Genomic DNA, 21,150 nt, shown 5'->3' with positions numbered 1-21,150 from the left:
TAGTGTTGAGGTTATCGGGTCCAGTCCAACGAATTGAAGCTGAAGCAGAAAGCCTGAAACGGCAACTAACGGACTGCTCGTTGCGGGGCAACGGAAAAATACCGTGCTTGGCTTTATGAACGTACCCGCCGCCGCTGCTCCCGACCGAATTACGCTCTACCCCCAGCGCCACGCCCGGCGGCAGCGGGGCAAGGCCCTCTCGCACATTGTGCCGGCCCTGGTGCTGCTCACCACGGCCATGGGGGCCATGACGGGCCGGGAGCTGCTGACCTGGGTTACCATCCTGGAGTTTGTGGTGGGCGCCGCCTATCTGGGGCTGATGGTGCGCGAGCTGCTGCAGCTGCGGCGCCACGCCCACCACCACGAGCGGGTGGCGTGGCTGGAGCTGGCTGCGGCCGGCATTCTGGCCCTGGAAGGCTACCATATTATGCACCGCCACCACGAGGCCGACCTGGCCCGCGGCACCCACAGCTTCCACGTATTACCGTATCTGTACTTTGCCGTGGCCGGTTTTTTCGTGGTAATGGCCTTCACGATGCACCGGGCCATCGAGCGGCGCCACCTGCACCTGCACCCGGCTGGCTTTGGCGGCCGGACTGGGTTGTTGCAGCCCGCGTTTCGGTTTGATTGGGCCGAAATTGAGACCGTAGAGCCCGTGGGCGCGGCCGACGTGCTGGTGCGCTGCCTCGACGGCCGGCAGCAGCCAATTTCCTTCGCCAGCCTGCACGACGGCCCCGCCCACCGCGACCGGCTCGTGGCCCACGCCCGGCAGCTGCACCGGCCCTCGAGCCAGCAGCAACAAGGCCGGGAAGCGTAGCCTGTGCTACACCGCCCGGCCTGGCCGTAGTTAATTCAGCGCCCCGGCCCCGTATTAGGCCGCCACCACGGCCGGCGACCATTCCTGGTGCTGGCAGCGGGTGCAGGCCGCCGGCTGCTGCTGCCGGGCCGCGTGCTGCACGTTGCCGCAGTGGCAGCAGGCGTAGGTGTCGGGGGCGTGGTGCTGGTCGCGCAGGAAGTCCTCGTCCCAGCTCGGAATCAGCGTCAGGCCGGGGCGGGGTGGGTTCTGGGGCACGATGGTAATGGCCCCGCTGGCTTCCATGTACAGGCGCCGGACCTTGCCCAGGTTGTCGATACCCTTCTGGCGCAGCTCGGCAAAGAGCCGCTCCTGCGAAAGGACCGCGTTTTGCATGGCGTCGTAGCACAGGCAGCCGTCTTCCACCATGGTATCGACGTAGCCCTGGGTGGTGATTTCAAACGTGCGGCTGCGAAACGACTCCCGGAACACGAAGCGCTGCACCAGCACGATGACGGCCGCAATGAGCAGGGCGGGCAGCAAGCCCCGGTCGGGGGCCTGAATGGGTACCCCGACGGCGGCGGCAATGGAGGCAATGGCGGCCAGCTCGTGCCGGCTCAGCTGCGACGACATCCGCTTGCCCATCAGGCGCATCGACACCAGAATCAGGGCGTAGAGAAAGACGGCGCGGATGGCCACTTCCAGCAGAAAGCTCCAGGGCACCTGCCCCAGCAGGATGCGCATGTAATCGGTAATATGGATTTCTTCGGGTTTCATAGCGAAAGAGGATCAGTACTGCCCGGCGGGCGGTTTAAGGTTTCGGCAGATCAGATAAGAAGCTAGCTGGTTGCGTTAGTGAAGCACGGCTTCCTGCTCGACCAGGCTCTGGGGCTGCACGGCGTAGCTCCAGTGCTGGTGGCCGCAGTTGGTGCACTGGGTTTTGGCCGACACCTGGTGCTGCACGTTGCCGCAGTAGAGGCAGGCACTCAGGTCGGGGGCGTGCTGCTCCTCGTCGCGCAGGTGCTCGTCGCGCTCGGGCAGCACGCTCAGGCCCGGCCGCGGCTCCTTGTAGCGAAACACGCTGAAATGCCCCCCCGATTCGAGGTAGACCCGGCAGAGCTGGCCCAGGTGGAGCACATCCTTGGAGCGCAAATGGGCAAATACCTGCTCGTGCGAAATGCCCATCTTCTCCATTTCGGCCGTGTTCAGCACCCCGTTTTTGAGCAGCAGACTCACGTCGCTCTGCACCACGACTTCCACCTTGCGGTTTTTCAACGCCAGCAGGTTGACGCCCCGCTGCAGGAGCAGCACCACGCCCAGCAGCACGGCCGCCGGCAGCAGGCCCCGGTCGGGAATCTGCATGGGCACGGCCACAATGGCCCCCAGGGTGAGCATCACGGCCATTTCGGTGATAGTGAGCTGGGCGCCCATGCGTTTGCCCAGCAGCCGGATTACGACCAGTAGAATGACGTAAATAACCAGGGTCCGCAGGACCACTTCGAGCATGTACTCGCCCGGGGCGTTGCCCAGGATAATGCGTTGCCAGTCACCTAAGTGAATTTCTTCCTTTTTCATTGTTTCCCCGCTCTTTTTTAATGGTTTAACCTGCGCCGGTTCCTCCCTGAGCCGGCGCAGAATTCCTTGAACGACAGGGGGACGGGCGGGAGTTATAGGGAAAAAAGCGGAATTTGACTCCGTAAAAAAACGGGTTGCACGGCGGCGGGAACCTGGGAATAGTCCCGGCGGACTTTGCCCGAAACCCGCCGGGGTTTCACCTAAAATTCCGGTAGTTTTTAGGAAGCGGCCGGGCGGAATAGCGGCTCAAACCTTGCCGGCCGGGAATAAATAGCGGAGTTTTGTTGTTATAATCTGCTGCCGGGTAAGCTGCCGCAAAACGTGGCGCAGCGGCCGGCAAGGCCCTTTCCAATTCGTATTTCTGCATTCATGCCCCGTCCCAAACCCGTCACCTACGGCCTGTATTCCTGGACGCCGGATTTCGGCTTCCGCTACATTCACCCCGCCAACCGCCGCACCTTCGAGTGGCTGGAGCCCATGGGCAAGCTCTTCGAGAAAATCGACGAAACCGAGGACTGGATTCTGCTCCGCTACGACGAGCAGCAGTTCAAAGTCAGCGGCGAGTTGTTCCAGGAGCTCCACGACAAGCCCCCCTTCAGCTTCGGCGACCTGGTGGAGGAAGCCAACCCCGAGCCCGGCCGTCCCGCCCACCGTGGCCTGATTTCGGACGTCTACTGGAACGAAGCCCAGCACCGGGCCAGCTTCCAGCTGGTCGAGAAAAAGCGCAAAGTGAAGCGCGTTTTCGAAGCCGAAGAGCTGCGGCTAAGCTAATGTGGGGAATGTATCCTTGCGAGCTTGCGAAGCAATCTGTCCTCTGAAATGTGCTGAGCTGCCTTTACTCAGAAAGCCCTTTCCTGTTTGTTACGGGGAAGGGCTTTTCACTTTAGAGGGCTCCGCGCATTTCAACGGACGGATGACTTTTTCCTGCCTCCTCCCATAGACGGGTACGCCGCCGGTAATTGTATCATCTTCGGGTATGAAAGCTGCTCTTCACCAGGTGCGCCATTTGCTGCCCGACAGTGACTTAATCTGTTTCATTGTACCCGGGGCCTTTAGTGCCAGCGCCTGTGCGGCGTTGCTTACCGCCGATATACAAGTGGGTTTGCACTCGGCCGCCACACATTACCCCACCTACTACCGCAACAACGAGCGGTGCGTGGTGGATGACGAAGAACTGGCCCAGCAGCTTTTCTCAGTAATTGGGCCGGTGCTGCCCGCGGAATTGCCCGCCGAACAACCGGGTGGGCAGCCCTGGCAGCTCAAGCAGCTCAATACCCGGCTGCGCTTCTGCCGCTACGCCGCGGGCCAGTACTTCCACCGCCACCTCGACGGCGTGTACCACGAATCCGAAACCGTACAGTCGCGCCTGACTTTTATGGTGTACCTGAATGACGCGGCCGAATTCCGGGGCGGCCGGACCCTATTTTACCGCAGCAAGGACGACCCGCAGGTGTGGGCCGAGTATGAGCCGGCCAAGGGCGACTTAATCGTTTTTGACCACCGGCTCTGGCACGAAGGAGAGCAGCTGGAAGCCGGGGAGAAATACGTGCTGCGCAGCGACATTCTCTACGAAACCACGCCGCTGGGTGCGCAAGCGGGGCCCTACGCCCCGGGCCATTTGGGCTATATCTGGCAGGTGCTGCCGTTCGGGGAAGAGGTTCTTAGTGCGGGCCGCGACAAACTAATTAAGGTCTGGAGCCGCCGGGGAGAGTTGCGGCAGCAGTTGGCCGGGCACCAGAACTCCATTCTGAGCTTGTGCCAGCTTAACGCGACGACGCTGCTTTCGGGCTCCCGGGACATGAGCATCAAGGTGTGGGAGCGGGGTCCGAATGGCTTCGTGCTGCGCCGCAGCCTAGCCCTGCACCGGGCTACCGTGCTTTCCCTGCGCCGGCTTACCGACCAGCTGTTTGTCAGCTCGGCCGCCGATGGACTTATCAAAATCAGTGATGAGCACGGGCGCGTGCAGCACACTCTGGCCGGGCACACCGACTGGGTCTGGCAGGCCATTCCCGTAGCCGCCGAGCTGCTTGTATCCTCTTCCGAGGACGGAGCGCTCCGGCTGTGGCACTGGCCCACTCAAGCCAGCCTGGCAGTTATCGGCAACGACTTACCACCGGCGCACACCCTGTTGTTTGAGCCTGGACCTCGGCGGCTATATGCCGGCACCCAGGCCGGGGAAATCCAGGTGTGGCAGGCCGACCACACGCTGCAACATTGGGCGTTGGTGTCGACGCTGGCGGCCCACCGGGGCATTGTCCGCACGCTGACGTTGCTGCCCGGGGGCCGGCTGGCCAGCGGGGGCGAAGACAACCAGGTGAAAATTTGGGATTTAACAACCGGCAGCTGTCAGCAGGCAATGACCCACGACGATTTTGTGCAGTCCACGGCCTGGCTGCCGGAGAGCGGGCAGCTACTCAGCGCCTCGTATGATGGCCGGCTCCGGGTGTGGGATGTATAGATTGAGGACTGAGCGGCGAAAGGCTTGCTACAAGGCAAAAGCCCTTTCTCGTCGCAACGGGAAAGGGCTTTTTAATAAAAGAGCGGGACTACCTGTGCAAATGACGGATGGCCACGGCTCACGCCTCATAAGGACACATTCTCCACATTTCTCACATTCCCCACATTCCACCACATTAGCTACGCCAGCCCAATAGCGACGCCGATAACCACGGCCACGGCGGCCAGGGCCAGCAGGGTGAAATATAGGGGCAGCACGAATTTCCACCACTGGTCGAAGCGGACCCCGCAGGCGGCCACAATGGCCACGAGGGCCCCGTTGGTGGGGGTGATGATTTCGCACAGGCCGGCCCCGTACTGGTAGGCCAGCACCGTGACCTGGCGGGGCAAGCCCAGCAAATCGGAGAGCGGGGTGAGGATGGGCATGGTCAGCACGGCCTGCCCGCTCACGCTGGGCACGGGCAAATGCAGGGCCGTGTGCACCCCAATCATGCTCAGGGCCGAGAGTGTGACGGGCAGCTGAGCCAGGGGTGCCGACAAGCCGTTGACGATGGTATCGACGATATGGCCCTGCTCGAGGACCACGAAAATGGCCCGGGCAAAGCCGATGAGCAAGGCCGAAAACGCCAGGTCCCGAAAGCCGGTGATGAAGGCCTCGGCGGTGCCGTTGAGGCCCAGGCCGCCGATAAGGCCGGCCAGCACGCCCAGCACGAAAAACAGGGCGCCCATCTGCTCAAACTCCCAGCCCAGGTTCAGCACCCCGTAGGTAAACACGGCAAAGGTCAGCAGCAAAAGCAGCAGCACGATGCCGTGGCGGCCGGCCCGGGCAGTGGTAGCGTCGTCGTCGGTGCCTAGCTCCGGAACAACCCGGTTTTTGGCCGCGTAGCGCATCGTGCCCCCAATCCAGACCACCAGGGCCAGGGCTAGAAACGTGAGCCGGAACCAGGCGCCCGAGAGCAGCGGCAGCTGGGCCAGCTTCTGGGCAATACCGACCTGAAACGGGTTCAGGGGGCTGAACGAGGCGCCCACGGCCGCGGCCCCGATGCTGACGGCGGCCGCCGTAATGACGGGGTAGCCCAGGCGGCGCATCAGCACCAGCAGCACCGGCACCAGCGGAATAATTTCCTCCTGCATGTTTTCCAGCGCCCCCATCGTGGCAAACAGCAGGGAAATAATGGGAATGACCAGCACTTCCTGCCCCCGCAGCTTGCCCAGCAGCCAGTCGACGCCCCGGCGCAGGGCCCCGGTCTGGTCGATGACGGTGAAGGCCCCGCCGGTCAGGAAGACGAAGAAGATAACGGCCGCCGCATCGGCCATGCCCTTGGGAATGTCGACCATGGCGTCCAGGGGGGAAACCGGGGTGGCGGGCACGCGGTGGTAGGAGCCGGGCACCACTACGTCGCGGCCGGTGGCGGCATCGGCGTGGCGGGCAAATTCGCCGGCGGGCAGCACGTAGCTTAGCAGGGTAGCCAGCAAAATAAACCCGACGAGCAGCACGAGCGGGTGGGGGAAGCGGAGGGTCTTCATCCAGGAGACTAAGGTGGGAAAGGCAATTATTCGCGAAAAATAGAAGTTATCCGCGAGCTGCTGCCGAACTTTCCGGGGAAGTGCCCCCGGCCGGAACCCGCATTAGGCCGGGCCGGTTGTGTCTGCTCGTATGCGTTTAGTTTCCTTCAAAGAGTTGCCCATGGGCCAGCAAGCCGACGTTCTGCGCCGGAGCGGACACTTCTTGTCCGACCGGCGGCAGGACAGCTTCGAGCTGCAGCTCTACGCCCTCGGCGACTTCTACGCCGAGGTGTGGCGCAGCAAGGGCGAGGAGCACATCCTGTTTATTCACCTCTTCCAGGACTCCCACAACCTGACGCCCTATATCGAGCACATCCGCCTGCCGGAAGTGTAAAACGCTCCAGTCCTCCTGAGGCGCAGCCGAAGGACCTGCCTCACCCACCCCATTACGGGCGGTGCCAACGCGTAAAAGCCCTTTGTCCTCCTGGCTGGCAGGTAGACGACCCTCCGAAAATAGTGAGGGTCTTCTACCTGGTTAGGTAGACGACCCTCCTAAAATAGCGAGGGTCTTCTACCTAGGTTGGTAGAAGACCCTCCTAAAATAGCGAGGGTCTTCTACCTAACCAGGTAGAAGACCCTCTGTAAATCACCCTGGCCTTCTACCTGCGTAGCGGCCAGCAGGGGTGGGAGCAGCCAGCTACTTGCTGCCGAACCGGGTGCCGAAAAAGTCGCCGGGGTTCCAGCGGGGGCGCTGCGCGGCCTGGGCCACCTGGTAGCCGATGAGGAAGTTGAGCTGGACGTATTTTTTGCCCGCTTCGAAGTCGAAGGTGCCGTTCATGTCGTCCTGGGGCTTGTGGTAGGTGGTGGCGCGCCAGGCCTGCACGGTTTTGCTTAGGTCGTTTTTACCGTCGGCGGTTTTGTTGCCGTATTTGATGTGTAAGGCCGGAATGCCCTGGAGCACGAAGCTGTACTGGTCGGAGCGGATAAAGCGGTTTTGCTCGGGCTCGGGGTCGGCCTCCACGCTTAGCTTCAGGTACGCCGCGGCCTTGTTCACCGGCTCGGCCAGGGTCGAGTGCTGGGCGCCCAGGGCCACAATGGACAGCAGCGGGGCAATGATGGTGGGCATGTCGGTGTTAATGTCGGCCACGATTTGCTCCTTGGGCACCGTAGGCCGGGCCGCAAAGTAGGCCGAGCCCAGCAGGCCCAGCTCCTCCCCGGTTTGGAGCACGAGCAGCACCGAGCGTTTGGGCTTTTCACGCTCCGGCAGGCGCGCATAAATCCGGGCAATTTCCAGCACGCTGGCCACGCCCGAAGCGTTGTCGTGGGCCCCGTTGTAAATCGAGTCGCCTTTCACGGGCACCCCTACGCCCAGGTGGTCGAGGTGGGCGCTGTGCACCACGTATTCGTCGCGCAGCCGGGCGTCGGAGCCGGGGATTTTGCCCACCACGTTGTAGCTGTCCAGGTCCTGGTAGGTGGAAACGTTGGTGGCCTTCATCGTGCTGCGCAGCGCTACCGAGGCCGGCTGGCCCGCGCGCAGGGCCGCGTAGGCGGCCGTGGTATCGGTGGCGGCCGTGCGCAGCAGGGTTTGCAGGGTGCCGGCACTCACGGCTCCGAGCAGCTGCACGCCGGGTGCGAAGGAGCGGGAGGCGGCCACTTTGCCCTCGGCATCGAGCACGCTGAATACGCCCGACTTAAAGTTGGGCAGCGGCGTTTTGGGCGTGGGCGAAGCCAACAGCACCCCCACCGCGCCGTGCTGCACGGCGTTCTGCAGCAGGGCCAGCACATCCTGGCTGGCGGCGGCCACGGTGGAGGGAAACGCCTTGGGCGCCCCGCGCAGCACCACTACCACCTTGCCGCGCGCGTCGAGGCCGGCGTAGTCGTCGTAATTCAGCTCGGGGGCGCTGATGCCGTAGCCGGCAAAAGCCAGCGGGGCATGCACGGTTACGCTCGGGGCTTCGGGGTTGGGGTAAAACACGAATTCCTGGGCCGGGGCCAGGGGCACGGGCGCCTCGGAACCAGTGCTGAGCAGCAGCTTGGTGGTGGCCGGATTGCTAAAGGCTTTGCGCAGGCGCACCCGCTGCACGAAGGTGCCCGCGTCGCCGGCGGGCTGCACGCCCAGGCTTTGCAGCTGCCGGCTCACGTAATCCACGGCCAACTGGTAGCCGGGCGTGCCGGGGCGGCGGCCCAGCAGCTTGTCGTCGGCCAGGTACTGAATATGAGCCTTGAGGTCATTGGGCTCGACCTTTTGCAGGGCCTTGGTTACTTTTTTGTCGAGGCGCAGCTCCTGGCCGGTCGCCGAATAGGAAAGCAAGCCGCTGAAAGCCAGCAGCAACAGGCGTGAAGAAGAGGAAAGCATAAGCGGTAAGCAGAGCAGGTGGTACAGTAGCCCGCGTTGCAATACGACCGGCCACTCCCACAAAAGTTGTTTTAAACGGGAAAAAGCTGCCCGCGTCGGAAATTTTCTCGGCAAACCCAGAGTTAGGAAGGAGGCGGCCCGTTTTGCGCTTCAGCTTGGGCTGGGAATTGTTTAACTTGCCGCCAATTGGGCCCGGGCTCAATTACTTCCCCAAACGTCCCGTTTTGTCAGCTCAAGCATACAATTGCTCGTGAGCTTGGCGGTAGCCTGACCGTTAGATTTTTTTTCCGAATTCAAAAAAATACTATTCATGATTAGACTGGAGCAATTCACCCAAGCCGACTTTAAACAGCTGATTGAGTGGATTAAGGATGAAGAATTATTGATGAACTGGTCGGGCTCCCTGTTCTCGTTTCCCCTGACCGAGGAAAGCCTGGCCTGGTACATCGAGGATACCAACGACCCGCTGACTTCCGACGCCTTCGTGTACAAGGCCGTCGATGAGGCTACCGGCGAGGTCGTGGGGCATATTTCCCTGGGCGGTATCAGCCGCAAAAACCGCTCGGCGCGCATTAGCCGGGTGCTGGTGGGCAGCACCGCCCACCGGGGCCGGGGCCTGTGTCAGGAAATGATAAAGGCGGTGCTCAAAATTGGCTTCGAGCAGCTGGACCTGCACCGCATCGACCTGGGCGTGTACGACTTCAACCAGGGCGCCATCGGCTGCTACACCAAGGCCGGCATGACCCTGGAAGGCACCTCGCGCGAGAGTCTGTACTTCAACGGCTCGTACTGGAGCCTGACGGAGATGAGCATGCTGGAAGCGGAGTGGGAAAAGCTCTACGGCCGGCACAAGGCACTGCAGGCCGTGTAGGCAAAGCCGCGCGGTTACGTAGTTTTGAACAGGTACCAGCCCTTGCCCAGGGGCTTGAGCACAATCAGGGACCCGGGGCTCATGGCGGGTACTTTGCTTGCGTCGGGCTCGTAGAGCAGGCCCACGGTGTTGTCAATCAGCCCGCCGATGACGAAGGCAAAGCAACTGTCGCAGTCGGTGCTTTTGCGCGTGACGCGGCTGATAAACAAGGATTTGAGCAAGGCGTTGATGGCCGGGTCGGCGTTGGCCGCGGCTTCGTTGGCGGGCTCGGCGGCGAAGTAGGTGCCGGTTTGCAGCAGGCGCACGGTTTTCTCAAAATCGGCCTGCCGGCGGGTAAAGTGGGCCGCAATGTCGGCGTCGGAGCCCACCCAGAGCCGGATGTTGCCCACGGTGAAGTCGTACTCGGCCTTGGGATGGGTCTGGTTGTAGCGGGCCCGCTCGGCGGGCGGCAAGCCTTCGAGCACCGTGAGCATCTGCCGGCCGAAGTTGGTCATGCCCAGGCCGCGCACGGCCTGCAGCTGCCAGGTGTTTTGCCGGCGGAAGTGCAGGTAAAAATCGTTGCCGCCGAGGGAGTCACGCAGCTCCACGGCCACTACGGCGGTGCTGTCGGTTTGCTGCACCAGCGCGCAGGTGCGGCGCAGGTGGGCCGGAATCTGCTGGCCCAGGGTTTGACTTTTGGCCTGCTGCTGCACTTCGCCGCACAGGTAGTGGTGCAGCTCGGGCCAGCCTTCCCGGGCCACGAAGCGCTGGGCAATATCGAGGGGGAGCAGGTCTTGCTGGGCCCGGCCGGGCCCGGCGCCGAGCAGCAGTAAAAACAGGAAAACGTATTTCATTAGTCAAGGAGCCAACCCCGCGCGCCGCCAACCGATTAGCGCCTTGTTGAACTCCTAAACTTACTATAATCCAGAAACATTCCCGCCCCAGCGCAGGCGCAGTTGCTCCCGAATCAGGGCCGCAGCATGTAAATGTGCGGAATGTCGTCTTCCAGGTACATTTCGCCGCGCTGCTCAAATCCAAAACTCTGGTAAAACTCCGTCAGGTACTGCTGGGCCCCGATTTTGATGGGCTGGGCGCCAAACAGCTGCTCGCAGTGGGCCAGGGCCTGGCGCATCAGCTCCCGGCCCAGGCCGAAGCGCCGAAAGGCCGGCGCCACCACCACCCGCCCAATGCTGACCTGCTCGTAGCACTGGCCCGCGTCGAAGAGGCGGGCGTAGGCGGCCAGCTGGCCCTGGGGCGCGTAGCCCAGCAGGTGGTAGGCGGCCTGGTCCTGCCCGTCGATATCCTGAAACGGGCAGTTCTGCTCCACAATGAATACTTCGGTGCGCAGCTGCAGCAGGGCGTAGAGCTCGGGCAGGGTCAGGTCAGAGAATTTTTTGCTGGTCCAGGTCAGGGTCATGGGAACGGGAGGGAAAGGCGGCCGCGGCGGAAAAAGTGGTTAGCGCACCTTTTTCAGCCACTTCAGCGCGGCCTGAATTTTTTGGTCGGCCGCAAAAGTAGTGAAGTTGTCCCCGCCGATAATCTCCACGTCGGGCTTGACCTGCTCGGTATAGGCTTTGTTGCGGCGGTCCACCTCGTAGGATTCGGCCAGGGTGAGGCCGGCGCCCCCGGGCAGCTTATGGCCGTCGTTGGCGGTGGTGTAGCCGGCCGTGGGCTCCCCGAAGCTGCGGGTGTTGGGCCGCCCCACCAGACTGATGGCCACCACCTCGCCGGCGCTGGCCGTGCGGCCGCTCAGCAGCACCGCAATGGGCACGTTGGGGCGGGGGCTACGGCACTTATCCTGCACCCGCGACACCCGCGTGGTGTCCAAATACAGGTTGCCCTGGCGGATAATCCACAGCGGGCCCGGCGCGGCACTGCCTTCCACGAAGCCGCCCAGGGTGCCCTCGCCGAGCAGGGTGCCCAGGCCGGCCAGCATGGGGTACATATTGCCGCCAGTGTTGAGGCGCAGGTCAATAATCCAGCTCTTGACGGGCTTGCCGGGCAAGGCGCAGAGGGAGTCCCGGATGGCCTGGGCATTTTCGTTGAGGCGGCTCATGCCGAAGTCCGAGTTGCCGGGCAGCAGCAGGTAGCCCACGTCTTTGCCAATGCGCCGCACCCGCACGCCGGGCTTTTTCTTGAGCTCGTCGAGCACCGCGGCGTTGGTGTAGGCCGGGGCGGACTTTTGCCAGCCGTACTTTTTGCCCCGGAAGCTGTACCAGCCGTGGTGGTCGTCGAGCTGCTCGAACAGGTAGGGGTAGAGCGGGGTCAGGGCCTCGTAGGTGGTGGCCCCGGCCGCCCGGGCGTAGGCCGTTTCGCGCAGCTTGGCCCAGTCGACCCGGTCCCGGTGCAGGGCGTGGCGCTGGAATACGTCCAGGCTCTGGTCGAGGTAGACCTTGACGCTGTCGGTGATGTTGTAGGCATTGTGCTGGGCGGTGGCCGAGTGACTTGCCAGCCCCAATAATAGGCCTGTTACTACGCTACGCTGCATAAAATGAAGATAAAAAGCCTATAACTGAGCGGCAAGCTACGCCAATATTTCAGCTTGCGAAAACCAGTTCCGGCGCCGGAGTAGCCCCCTAAAAAAGCCCCGGACTCTCCTCGAATCCGGGGCTTCTGCTGGTGGGGCACCAGGGCGCGCGGCGGGTTATAGCACCACGCCGGACTGCTCAATTTTTTGCAGCAGCTTCTCGATTTGGTCGGAGTAGATGTCGACCTGCTCCAGGCCCGCGCGCGACTCTTCGATGAGGCCCCGCTGGTACTGGGTTACGAGCTTCTGGCTGGCGTTGAGCATGTTCTGAATGACGCGCTCAATCTCCAGCACCTCGGGCCGGGAGCCGTATTTGGGCTTTACCACCGCGGTAAGCCACTGGCCCAGCGGGTTGTCGCGCAGGGAGAAAAGCGACGGTTCGGCCTCGCGCACCCCGTAGAGCACGGAGCGCAGCCGCGACTTGAACAGCACCTGCTTGATGCGGGCCTGTTGAAAATCCAGGGCGGTTATATCCATGGCTGGGGAAGAATGGGGCCCGAAGGCAAATAGAAAGTAGCCACGGAATTAGGAAGCATGCGCCGCGCCCCCCTGACCCTTTTCAATGGCCTTGCGGGCCTGTACCAAGTCGGTTACGTCGTAGGCAAACACGGTGATGCCGGCCTTCTGCCCGTGCTCCGAAAACAGCTGGTAGGTGAAGTTGAGAAACAGCTGCCGGGTCGGCTCCCCGGCGGGGCCTTCGAGCATAATGGAAATTTCGTTGCCGTAGAACGTCTCACCGGTGGCGTACACGTTGTCGAGCAGTCCGATGAAGCCTTGCTCCACCACTTCGGGCAGGGCCTCGGCCACGGAGCTGCCCACCAGCTGCCGGCCCCGGAACAGCTCCTGGTAGCGCGGGTTAACAAACTCGAAGGTGTGCTCGGGGCCGCGTAAAATGCAGATCAGGGCCGGAGCCTGCTCAAACAGGTTGTGGAAGGTTTCCTTCTGGCTCTGGGCCAGCTGATACGCCTGATACGCCTGATCCGACAGGGCCGACTGCTGCTCATTGGCTTCCAGCAGCTCCTGCACCAGCTGTTTCTGGTCGTGAATATCGGTGCCGCAGCCCACCCACATGGTGATGTCGCCCGCGGCGTTGCGGCGGGGCGTGGCCCGCACCAGCACCCAGCGGTAGAGCCCGTCGTGGCGGCGCAGGCGGTATTCGGCCTGGTAGACCACGCCCTGCTCCACGGAATGGGCCCAGTTGCGGCGCACGTTGGCCTGGTCGTCGGGGTGAATGTCCTGCATCCAGCCGGTGCCCAGAATAGCGGCCGGCTCGCGGCCGGTAAAGGTGAGCCAGCGTTGGTTGAAAAAGTCGCGCTGCCCGTCGGGCGTGGCCGTCCAGATCAGCACCGGCAACGACTCCAGGATAAAGCGGGTGCGCTCCTGAGCCTCGGCCAGCTCCCGCTGGGCGGTCAGCCGCTGCTGCTCGGCCCGGTACTGCTCGGTCACGTTTTGGGTGCGCTGCAGAATGTAGAGCAGCTCGCCCTGGTCGTCCAGAATCGGGTAGTGCGTGGCCTGCCAGTAGAGCTCCTCGAAGCCGCCGCCCCGCTCGGCCGGCACTTCCAGGTCGTAGCGAATTACGGGCATGGCGTGGGGCTCCCGGAAGCGGCGCACGTGGTCCTGGGACTGAAAGATGATGTCGCCCTGGTTCTGGTCGACCGAGGGGAAGGCGTCAAAAAAGTCGCGCCCGACAATCTCCTCCCGCTTTTTGAGCGACACCTGCACGTGGCCGTCGGTATTGTCGATAATGGTGACGTCGGGCGTCATCAGCATCAGGTTTTCGGGCAACGAGCGGAACAGCTGTTGGTAATCGACGGGGGGAATAGAGGCAGGCATACGAGAAGAATCAGGGAACGAAGCCGGAAGCCCGAAAGAAGCGGGCTGAGCTAAACTCGGCAGTGGCGGCAAAGTTACGATTCAGCCCCGGAAGAAGCCGAAACCAGCCGAAAATAGAAAGCCGTGGGCGGGGCCCGCCCCAGCACTACAGACCTGGAGAAGTGGATGGTAAGTTGGGTTGGTGGGTAAAACTCTGTTAGTTAGTGCTTTGTGTTGTGTCTGGCTGCTGGTTTACGCCTCGCCGGTAGTTGTGCGGCCGACTGGTTTCGGCCGGGCCGCCCAGGGCGCTAAAGCCCAACCGTAGGGCGGCTAACCCAGTTGCCAAACTGTCAGCAAATGTTGTTCTTGGACCATGAAAAAAATTATCCTGCGAATCCTGGGCGCGGTCCTGCTGGTCGTGGCCGCCCTGGCCGTCAATACCATCTGGTTTAAGCCCGTGTTCATCCGGCTCTTCTATGAGAAGGTATTCGTGCAGTTGGCCTTCGACTCGCCCGAGATGCTGTCTGCCCTGCACCTCGTGGAGGGCTTGGGCATTCAGGGCCACAACCGCCGCCTCAACGACGCCTCCGACGCCGAGGCCACCCGCGTGCAGACGCGCCTGCACAACGACCTGGCCACTCTGCACCGCTACGATACCACCGGCATGCGCGGCCAGGACCGTCTCAACTACCAGGTGCTGGAGTGGTTTATGACCAACGCCGACGCAGCCGCGGCCTTCCGCTACGACAATTACCCGGTCAACCAGCTGTTTGGGGTCCAGAACGAGTTTCCAGACTTCATGGCCAACGTGCACCAGGTGCACAACCGCCGCGACGCGGAGTATTACAACGAGCGGCTGGCGGCGGTGGGCCGCAAGTTTGGGCAGGTACTCGAAGGCCTGCGAATTCGGGAGCAGCACGGGGTGGTGCCGCCCACCTTCGTCATCGACAAGGTGCTGGCTGAAATGCAGGCCCTGGTGGCCCAGGCGCCCGAGCAAAACATTCTTTACACGTCGTTGGCGGAAAAGCTGAAAAAAGCCGAGGACCTGGACGCTGCCGCCCAAGCTGAGCTGCTGGCCGAAGCCAAGCGCCAGATTCAAAGCGCGGTATACCCGGCCTACCAGCAGCTGATTACCTACTTCACCGAGCTGCGCCCCCGCTCCACCACCGACGCGGGCGTGTGGAAATTTCCCAACGGGGCCGCCTACTACGCCTACTGCCTGCGCACCAGCACCACAACCAGCCTCAGCGCCGCCCAGATTCACGCCTTGGGCCGGAGCGAAGTGGCCCGCATTACGGCCGAAATGGCGACAATCCTGCGGGCCCAGAACGTGCCCGGCGCCGACAGTGTAGGACCAACCATGGCCCGCCTGGGCGAGGAACCCCGCTTTCTGTACGCCGATACCGACAGTGGCCGAGCCCAGATTCTGGCCGACTACCGCCGCCTGCTGACCCAGGTAAACGGGGGGCTCGACAAAGCCTTCCGCATCCGGCCCAAATCGGTGCTGGAAGTGCGCCGGGTGCCGGTGTTCAAGGAGAAAACCTCGGCCGGCGCCTACTACGAGCGGGGCACCCTGGATGGCTCCCGCCCGGGCGTGTTCTACGCCAGCCTGTACGATGTGAAGGCCACGCCCAAGTTTGGCATGCACACGCTGGCCTACCACGAAGGTATTCCGGGCCACCACTTCCAGATTGGCATTCAGCAGGAGCTCAAGGGCTTGCCCACGTTCCGTACGCTGGTGCCCTTCACGGCCTACACCGAAGGCTGGGCCCTGTACGCCGAGCGGGTGGCCTCGGAGCTGGGCTTCGAGCAAGACCCCTACGACAACCTGGGCCGCCTGCGGGCCGAGCTGTTCCGGGCCGCCCGCCTGGTAGTAGATACCGGCCTGCACGACCAGCGCTGGACCCGGGAGCAGGCCATCCAGTATATGCGCCGCACCACGGGCATGGCCGAGTCCGACGTGGTGGCCGAGGTGGAGCGCTACATCGTGATGCCGGGGCAGGCCTGCGCCTACAAGATTGGCATGCTCAAGATTCTGGAGCTGCGCGAGCAGGCCCGGCAGCAGCTTGGCTCCCGCTTCGACCTGCGCGACTTTCACGACGTGGTGCTGCAGAACGGGGCGTTGCCGCTGGAAATTCTGGAACAAGTGGTGCAGGACTACATTCGCCGCAAAAAAGCAGCTTAACACGGGGTAAGACAGTTAGGCTGCCCGCCGAAAAAAGCTTGTGGCTGACGGGGTTGGGGCCAGGGGCAGGGCAACGTTGGCACTTCCTGCGGCAGCCCGCCGGGGCCCAATAGTCGGCATAGCGAGGATTACGCTATTTAACCGGATATTCGCAGCTGCAACCGCGGCGCTTGGCCGCTGGTGGTTGGCTTGCCGCGCTATATTGCCTGGGCCCTGTTTCTTACCTGTGCATGTTTTCTTGCTTCCGCCCGCTGCGGACTTTTTGCCTGTTTCTTGTCTTACTCGCCGTTGGTAGTCGCCAGGCCGCCCTGGCCCAAAGTCCGGCCCTGGACAGCCTGCGCCGCCTGGCCCGGCAGCCCCAGCCCGATACGAGCCGCGTGCTACTGCTTTGCGCCATCAGCGACCAGTACTGGGTGCTGCGCACCGACTCGGCCGAGGCCTACGCCCGCCGGGCGCTGGCCCTGGCCCGCCGGGCCCGCTACGTGCACGGCGAGGGCGAGGCCCTAAACCGCCTGGGCGCGGCCCTGCGGGAGCGGAACCTGGCCCAGGCCCTGGAGCTGTTTCAGGCGTCGCTGCACCTGGCCGAAACCCACCACGACCTGCGCCTGCAGGCCCAGAACCTGCGTAGCATTGGCATTATCTACGTGTACCTGCGCGACCGGCAGCAGGGCCTCTCGTACTATTTCCAGGCCCTGCGCATCGGGGAAAAGCTGCACGACGAGCGGCGCATGGTCATTGAGCTAAGCAACATCGGTCTGGCCTACGACCTCTACAACCAACTCGATTCGGCCGGCTACTACCAGCAGCAGGCTTACGCCCTGGCCCAGCGCCTGCACTCGTCTACCAACTACATTCTCTACGGCCTGGGGCAGGTGGCGCGCAAGCAGGGGCGCCTGGCCCAGGCCCAGAGCTACTATCGGCGCAGCATTGCGGAGTCGGCCGCCCTGGGGCACCAGCGTAGCAGCAACTTTGCCTACGTGGGACTGGCCACGCTTTACCAGCAGCAAGGTCGCCTCGATTCCAGCATTTACTACGCCCGCCTCGGCAACCAGGCCGCCCAGCGCAACGGCTTTCTGCGGGGCGTACTCAACGCCAGCACCCTGCTGACCCAGAACTTCAAAACCCGCGGCCCCGCCGACAGCGCCCTCAAGTACCAGACCCTGCTGCTGGCCATGAAAGACACGCTGTTTGGGCAGGAAAAGGTGATGCGTCTGCAAAACATCAACTACCAGGCCCGGCAGCGGGAACAGAAAGCCGCCGCCGACCAGGCCGCCCTCAAAACCCGCTACCACACCTACGGGCTGGTGGGGCTGCTGCTGGGGCTGCTGGTGCTGGTGGGCTTGCTGGTGCGGCACTACCGGGTGCAGCAGCGGGCCAACGCGGCCCTGCAGGCCTCCCTGGCTGAGCTCAAAACCACCCAGTTTCAGTTGGTGCAGCGCGAGAAAATGGCCTTCCTGGGCGAGTTGACGGCCGGCGTAGCCCACGAGCTCCAGAACCCGCTGAGCTTTGTCAAGAAGTTTGCCGAGGTCAGCACCGATTTGGTCGACGAAATCAACGGGGCCCAGCGCCTGGCCCGCGACGGGAAGCTGGAGCGCGAAATTCTGGATGGGCTGAAGCAGAACATCATGAACATCAGCACCCACGGGCAGCGGGCCACGGCCATCATCAAGGGCATGCTGGAGCATGCCCGCACCGGCAGCACCCCGCGCGAGGCCACGGACCTGAACCTGCTCATCGAGGAAAACCTGCGCCTGGCCTACCAGGCGGCCCAAAACCAGCACCCCGGATTTGAGGCCACGCTCACCAGGCAACTCGCCGCGGCCCTGCCCGCGGTGGCCGTCGTGGCGCCCGACCTGGGCCGGGTGCTCCTCAACCTGTGCACCAACGCCCTCTACGCCGTGCGCCAGCGCCAGCAGCAGGAGCCGGCCGCGGCCTACGAGCCGGCCGTAGTGGTCAGTAGCCGCCAATTGCCCGCCGCCGTCGAAATTCGCGTCAGCGACAATGGGGGCGGTATTCCGGCCGCGGTGCGGACCAAGATTTTCCAGCCGTTTTTCACTACCAAGCCCGTCGGTGAGGGCACGGGCCTGGGCTTGTCGTTGAGCCACGATATTATCAGCACGGGCCACGGCGGCACGCTGACGGTGGAGTCGGCGGAAGGGCGGGGCACCGAGTTCATCATTACCCTACCGTGGCCAGGCTAAGAGCCGGCGCTTGGGAAACACCCGAAAAGCCGTAAAAAAGGCTGGTCAACAAGGAGAGTTACTCTTCTTAGTTGACCAGCCTTTTTAGTGAGGGCTACGGGCTGCCGGCTACTCCTGCCAGGGCCAGCGCCAACGGTAGGCCCGGCTTCGGGCGGTGGGTTTCTGGGTATTGGTTTGGCCGGCTACCTGCACGTCCCACACCAGGCCCAACTGGCGTAGGCCCCGAATCAGGTACCAGCCCAGGTCAACCTCGTACCACTCGGTGCCCATGCGGGCCGAGCTGGGGTGGGCGTGGTGATTGTTGTGAAATCCTTCGCCGAACGACAAAGCGCCCAGCACGAAGTTGTTGTAGCCGTGCTCGGCGGCCTCGTCGATGTCGTAGCGGGCGTAGCCGTACTTGTGGGAGATAAAGCCCACAAACCAGTGACCCAGAATGGTAACGCTGATCCGCAGGCAGACGCACACAATCATGGCCTCGAAGCTGAACAGCGCCCAGATCAGGCCGGCCGCGCCGAGCACGTGCCAGTACCAGGTTTTCTGCAGAAACACCAGCCAGGGGTCGTGCAAATCTTCCGGCGGAATGGCGTACACGTCTTCATCGGCGGGGGTAAGGGCCAGGTGCAGGTTCCAGCCGTAGTCCTGCACAGCGGAGTGGTCGTAGCGAAAATAAGCGGGGCAGTCGGCCCGGTTCTGCCAGTAGTCGCGGTAGAAGTGCACCCGAATCCAGGACAGCGGCCCGCCCAGGCCCGAGTGCACGAAGCAGTAGGCCAGCAGGCCCCGGGTAAGGCGCGAGCAGCGGTAGGCGCGGTGAATAATGCCGCGGTGCAAGCCAATGGAGTGGCCCAGGCCCACGGTCACGACCGTGAGAACCACCGAGGCCAGGCTGCGCGACAACGACAGCGACGACCAGCCCCACCACAGGGCCGGGAGCAGCATCAAGTACAGCCAGCCGGATTTCAGCCAGCCTAGGGTCAGCCGGTCGCCGGGGGCCACGCTGGCCGTGGGATTAAATAACTGCATATGGCCTCGGGGCTTACGTAAAATTGTACTTACCGAAGGTAGCTCGCGCAGCTGGCAAGCGCAAGGCCCCGTCTGAAAAAAGCGCCGGCGGGGCCCGTTTGGTTGCCTCCCCCCAGGCGTGACCAGCAACCTCAACTACAGCGTTTGCGCCGCGCCGCGCGTATAGAGGGTAGTTGCTACCGGCCCGCCGGGGCATTTTCTTTCGCTATTTTTTTCAGTATGGACTACGTACGCTTGGGGGCCTCGGGCCTCAAGGTTTCCCGAATCTGCCTCGGTACCATGACCTACGGCCGCCCCACCGACCGGTGGCCCTGGGCCCTGAACGAGGAGCAAAGCCGGCCCTTCATTCAGAAAGCTCTAGAGCTGGGCATCAACTTCTTCGACACGGCCGACGTGTATTCCAACGGGGCCAGTGAGGAGGTGGTGGGCCGGGCCCTGCGCGACTTTGCCCGGCGCGACGAAGTGGTGCTGGCCACGAAAGTATATAACCCGATGGGGCCGGGGCCCAACGCCAAAGGCCTCTCGCGCAAGCACATCTTGAGTGCCATTGACGCCAGCCTGCAGCGCCTGGGCACCGACTACGTGGACCTCTACCAGATTCACCGCTGGGACTACGACACTCCCATCGAAGAAACCCTGGAGGCCCTGCACGACGTGGTGAAGGCCGGCAAGGCGCGTTACATCGGGGCCTCGTCCATGTTTGCCTGGCAGTTTGCGCAGGCCCTGTACCTGGCCGACCAGCACCACTGGACCCGCTTTATCAGCATGCAGCCCCACTACAACCTCGTGTACCGGGAAGAGGAGCGCGAAATGCTGCCCCTGTGCCAGAATCAGGGCATCGGCGTGATACCCTGGTCGCCGCTGGCGCGGGGGCTGCTCACGGGTGGGCGCGGCAAGGAGCGCAACGAAACCGAGCGGGCCCGCACCGACGCCTTTGGCAAAAGCCTCTACGGCCGCGACGACGACTTTGCCGTGGCCGACCGGGTAACGGAAGTGGCCCAGGCCCGGGGCCTGCCCAATGCCCAGGTGGCCCTGGCCTGGCTATTGGCCCAGCCCGGCATTACGGCGCCCATTGTGGGTGCCAGCAAGCCCGGCCACCTCGAAGACGCCGTGGCGGCGCTGGACGTAAAACTCTCGGCCGAGGAAATTCAGCGGCTGGAAGCGCCCTACCAGCCCCACCCGGTGCTGGGCTTTTCGTAAATGCTACGGTAATCTGCTGCACGCGTAATTCCTGATTATGAAAGCCTTCGTTATTGTTTCCCTCTTGCTGCTCGGCGTGGCGGCGTGTTCTCCGGTGCGAGTCGAGTCGACGAGCCAGACGCCGAGCGTTGACTTTACGGCCTACAAAACCTACAACTTTCTGGACGTAACGGCCCGCAACGAAGCCGCCTTTGCCGGGGGCAGCGGCCTGGGCATCGACCACCTTAAGCAGGCTGTGGCTCGTGAGATGGAGCGCCGCGGCTACCAGCGCGCCGACTCGCCCGACCTATGGGTGAATATTGGGGTGGTGAGTGAGCAAAAGACGCAAACCCGGGAAACCACCATCCGGGATGCGCCCCGCTACATCGGGCAGCGCCGCTACCACTGGGAAAGTGAGCAGGTGCCCGTCCGGGAATACACCGAGGGTACGGCCACGGTGGACGTGGTAGATGCGGCCCGCAACGAGCGAATCTGGCAGGGCGTGGCGGCCAGCGCCATCGGCAAGGATGCCAGCAAGCTGGTAGAGCGTATCAACGAGGGTATTGCAGCCATGTTTGCCCAGTATCCCGTGCTGCCCCGGTAGGCCGGGCCGCCCCCACCCGGTGGGCAACTGACCACCGCAGAAGTGAACTACGCAACCGGGAGTTTTGTATTATTGTAGGCATTTT

At 63.2% G+C, this 21,150-nt stretch carries 19 protein-coding genes; 9 read left to right on the top strand and 10 right to left on the bottom strand.

Annotated elements, in window-relative coordinates; translation table 11 throughout:
- Positions 1–115: 115 nt before the first annotated feature.
- Positions 116–817, top strand: coding sequence for a hypothetical protein (locus CLV45_RS13460; protein ID WP_100336866.1), 702 nt, complete (start codon positions 116–118; stop codon positions 815–817).
- A gap of 54 nt (positions 818–871) precedes the next feature.
- Here the strand turns inward: CLV45_RS13460 and CLV45_RS13455 are convergent, their stop codons facing one another.
- Both CLV45_RS13455 and CLV45_RS13450 read right to left on the bottom strand, forming a co-directional pair.
- Positions 872–1,570: a DUF421 domain-containing protein gene (locus CLV45_RS13455; protein ID WP_100336865.1), complete on the bottom strand. Its 699-nt coding sequence runs from the start codon at positions 1,568–1,570 to the stop codon at positions 872–874.
- Positions 1,571–1,645: 75 nt separating this feature from the next.
- Entirely contained in the window at positions 1,646–2,368 is a 723-nt protein-coding gene (locus tag CLV45_RS13450; RefSeq protein WP_100336864.1) for a DUF421 domain-containing protein, read from the bottom strand.
- A 369-nt stretch (positions 2,369–2,737) separates the two neighbouring features.
- Here CLV45_RS13450 and CLV45_RS13445 point away from each other — a divergent pair, with 369 nt between their 5' ends.
- A complete protein-coding gene (locus CLV45_RS13445; RefSeq protein ID WP_100336863.1) occupies positions 2,738–3,139 on the top strand; it encodes a DUF6960 family protein in 402 nt (133 codons plus the stop codon).
- 205 nt (positions 3,140–3,344) lie between these two features.
- Complete coding sequence (locus CLV45_RS13440) at positions 3,345–4,826, top strand: 2OG-Fe(II) oxygenase (RefSeq protein ID WP_100336862.1); 1,482 nt, start codon at positions 3,345–3,347, stop codon at positions 4,824–4,826.
- 179 nt (positions 4,827–5,005) lie between these two features.
- Here the strand turns inward: CLV45_RS13440 and CLV45_RS13435 are convergent, their stop codons facing one another.
- Positions 5,006–6,352, bottom strand: coding sequence for a YfcC family protein (locus CLV45_RS13435; RefSeq protein WP_100336861.1), 1,347 nt, complete (start codon positions 6,350–6,352; stop codon positions 5,006–5,008).
- Positions 6,353–6,482: 130 nt separating this feature from the next.
- Here CLV45_RS13435 and CLV45_RS13430 point away from each other — a divergent pair, with 130 nt between their 5' ends.
- Complete coding sequence (locus CLV45_RS13430; RefSeq protein ID WP_157807474.1) at positions 6,483–6,725, top strand: hypothetical protein; 243 nt, start codon at positions 6,483–6,485, stop codon at positions 6,723–6,725.
- A gap of 303 nt (positions 6,726–7,028) precedes the next feature.
- Here the strand turns inward: CLV45_RS13430 and CLV45_RS13425 are convergent, their stop codons facing one another.
- Entirely contained in the window at positions 7,029–8,687 is a 1,659-nt protein-coding gene (locus CLV45_RS13425) for a M28 family peptidase (protein WP_100336859.1), read from the bottom strand.
- Positions 8,688–8,997: 310 nt separating this feature from the next.
- On the opposite strand from CLV45_RS13425, the gene CLV45_RS13420 reads away from it, so the two are divergent.
- Complete coding sequence (locus CLV45_RS13420) at positions 8,998–9,558, top strand: GNAT family N-acetyltransferase (protein WP_100336858.1); 561 nt, start codon at positions 8,998–9,000, stop codon at positions 9,556–9,558.
- 14 nt (positions 9,559–9,572) lie between these two features.
- On the opposite strand, the gene CLV45_RS13415 is transcribed toward CLV45_RS13420, so the two are convergent.
- From CLV45_RS13415 to CLV45_RS13395, 5 genes are all read right to left on the bottom strand, one after another.
- The gene (locus CLV45_RS13415; protein ID WP_100336857.1) at positions 9,573–10,391 is read right to left on the bottom strand and encodes a hypothetical protein; all 819 of its coding nucleotides are present in this window, start codon (positions 10,389–10,391) and stop codon (positions 9,573–9,575) included.
- Between the two features lie 113 nt (positions 10,392–10,504).
- Positions 10,505–10,954, bottom strand: a complete 450-nt coding sequence (locus tag CLV45_RS13410; protein ID WP_100336856.1) for a GNAT family N-acetyltransferase — start codon at positions 10,952–10,954, stop codon at positions 10,505–10,507.
- 39 nt (positions 10,955–10,993) lie between these two features.
- Entirely contained in the window at positions 10,994–12,025 is a 1,032-nt protein-coding gene (locus CLV45_RS13405) for a S41 family peptidase (protein ID WP_157807473.1), read from the bottom strand.
- Between the two features lie 156 nt (positions 12,026–12,181).
- Positions 12,182–12,541 carry a hypothetical protein gene (locus tag CLV45_RS13400; RefSeq protein WP_100336854.1) on the bottom strand — a complete coding sequence of 120 codons (360 nt, stop codon included), beginning with the start codon at positions 12,539–12,541 and terminating at the stop codon, positions 12,182–12,184.
- Positions 12,542–12,589: 48 nt separating this feature from the next.
- Positions 12,590–13,897, bottom strand: a complete 1,308-nt coding sequence (locus CLV45_RS13395) for a PAS domain-containing protein (protein ID WP_100336853.1) — start codon at positions 13,895–13,897, stop codon at positions 12,590–12,592.
- 352 nt (positions 13,898–14,249) lie between these two features.
- Between CLV45_RS13395 and CLV45_RS13390 the strand changes: the two genes are divergently transcribed.
- Together CLV45_RS13390 and CLV45_RS13385 are read left to right on the top strand one after the other, a co-directional pair.
- On the top strand, positions 14,250–16,061 hold the full coding sequence (locus tag CLV45_RS13390) for a DUF885 domain-containing protein (RefSeq protein ID WP_100336852.1): 1,812 nt from the start codon (positions 14,250–14,252) through the stop codon (positions 16,059–16,061).
- A gap of 230 nt (positions 16,062–16,291) precedes the next feature.
- Entirely contained in the window at positions 16,292–18,262 is a 1,971-nt protein-coding gene (locus CLV45_RS13385) for an ATP-binding protein (RefSeq protein ID WP_100336851.1), read from the top strand.
- Positions 18,263–18,370: 108 nt separating this feature from the next.
- Here CLV45_RS13385 and CLV45_RS13380 read toward each other — a convergent pair whose 3' ends face one another.
- Positions 18,371–19,282, bottom strand: a complete 912-nt coding sequence (locus CLV45_RS13380) for a fatty acid desaturase (RefSeq protein ID WP_100336850.1) — start codon at positions 19,280–19,282, stop codon at positions 18,371–18,373.
- A gap of 219 nt (positions 19,283–19,501) precedes the next feature.
- Here CLV45_RS13380 and CLV45_RS13375 point away from each other — a divergent pair, with 219 nt between their 5' ends.
- Both CLV45_RS13375 and CLV45_RS13370 read left to right on the top strand, forming a co-directional pair.
- The gene (locus CLV45_RS13375) at positions 19,502–20,482 is read left to right on the top strand and encodes an aldo/keto reductase (RefSeq protein WP_100336849.1); all 981 of its coding nucleotides are present in this window, start codon (positions 19,502–19,504) and stop codon (positions 20,480–20,482) included.
- Positions 20,483–20,519: 37 nt separating this feature from the next.
- Positions 20,520–21,065: a DUF4136 domain-containing protein gene (locus CLV45_RS13370; RefSeq protein ID WP_100336848.1), complete on the top strand. Its 546-nt coding sequence runs from the start codon at positions 20,520–20,522 to the stop codon at positions 21,063–21,065.
- Positions 21,066–21,150 lie beyond the last annotated feature (85 nt).

Source organism: Hymenobacter chitinivorans DSM 11115 (assembly GCF_002797555.1).
Lineage (GTDB): Bacteria > Bacteroidota > Bacteroidia > Cytophagales > Hymenobacteraceae > Hymenobacter > Hymenobacter chitinivorans.
This window is presented reverse-complemented; position numbering and strand designations above follow the sequence as displayed.

Excerpts from the sequence above, each read along its gene's own strand:
- CLV45_RS13410 (WP_100336856.1), bottom strand. The coding sequence starts at position 10,954 with ATGACCCTGACCTGGACCAGCAAAAAATTCTCTGACCTGACCCTGCCC.
- CLV45_RS13375 (WP_100336849.1), top strand. The coding sequence starts at position 19,502 with ATGGACTACGTACGCTTGGGGGCCTCGGGCCTCAAGGTTTCCCGAATC.
- CLV45_RS13435 (WP_100336861.1), bottom strand. The coding sequence starts at position 6,352 with ATGAAGACCCTCCGCTTCCCCCACCCGCTCGTGCTGCTCGTCGGGTTT.
- CLV45_RS13395 (WP_100336853.1), bottom strand. The coding sequence starts at position 13,897 with ATGCCTGCCTCTATTCCCCCCGTCGATTACCAACAGCTGTTCCGCTCG.
- CLV45_RS13380 (WP_100336850.1), bottom strand. The coding sequence starts at position 19,282 with ATGCAGTTATTTAATCCCACGGCCAGCGTGGCCCCCGGCGACCGGCTG.
- CLV45_RS13385 (WP_100336851.1), top strand. The coding sequence starts at position 16,292 with ATGTTTTCTTGCTTCCGCCCGCTGCGGACTTTTTGCCTGTTTCTTGTC.
- CLV45_RS13440 (WP_100336862.1), top strand. The coding sequence starts at position 3,345 with ATGAAAGCTGCTCTTCACCAGGTGCGCCATTTGCTGCCCGACAGTGAC.
- CLV45_RS13455 (WP_100336865.1), bottom strand. The coding sequence starts at position 1,570 with ATGAAACCCGAAGAAATCCATATTACCGATTACATGCGCATCCTGCTG.
- CLV45_RS13390 (WP_100336852.1), top strand. The coding sequence starts at position 14,250 with ATGAAAAAAATTATCCTGCGAATCCTGGGCGCGGTCCTGCTGGTCGTG.
- CLV45_RS13460 (WP_100336866.1), top strand. The coding sequence starts at position 116 with ATGAACGTACCCGCCGCCGCTGCTCCCGACCGAATTACGCTCTACCCC.
- CLV45_RS13420 (WP_100336858.1), top strand. The coding sequence starts at position 8,998 with ATGATTAGACTGGAGCAATTCACCCAAGCCGACTTTAAACAGCTGATT.
- CLV45_RS13450 (WP_100336864.1), bottom strand. The coding sequence starts at position 2,368 with ATGAAAAAGGAAGAAATTCACTTAGGTGACTGGCAACGCATTATCCTG.
- CLV45_RS13415 (WP_100336857.1), bottom strand. The coding sequence starts at position 10,391 with ATGAAATACGTTTTCCTGTTTTTACTGCTGCTCGGCGCCGGGCCCGGC.
- CLV45_RS13430 (WP_157807474.1), top strand. The coding sequence starts at position 6,483 with ATGCGTTTAGTTTCCTTCAAAGAGTTGCCCATGGGCCAGCAAGCCGAC.
- CLV45_RS13370 (WP_100336848.1), top strand. The coding sequence starts at position 20,520 with ATGAAAGCCTTCGTTATTGTTTCCCTCTTGCTGCTCGGCGTGGCGGCG.
- CLV45_RS13400 (WP_100336854.1), bottom strand. The coding sequence starts at position 12,541 with ATGGATATAACCGCCCTGGATTTTCAACAGGCCCGCATCAAGCAGGTG.
- CLV45_RS13405 (WP_157807473.1), bottom strand. The coding sequence starts at position 12,025 with ATGCAGCGTAGCGTAGTAACAGGCCTATTATTGGGGCTGGCAAGTCAC.
- CLV45_RS13425 (WP_100336859.1), bottom strand. The coding sequence starts at position 8,687 with ATGCTTTCCTCTTCTTCACGCCTGTTGCTGCTGGCTTTCAGCGGCTTG.
- CLV45_RS13445 (WP_100336863.1), top strand. The coding sequence starts at position 2,738 with ATGCCCCGTCCCAAACCCGTCACCTACGGCCTGTATTCCTGGACGCCG.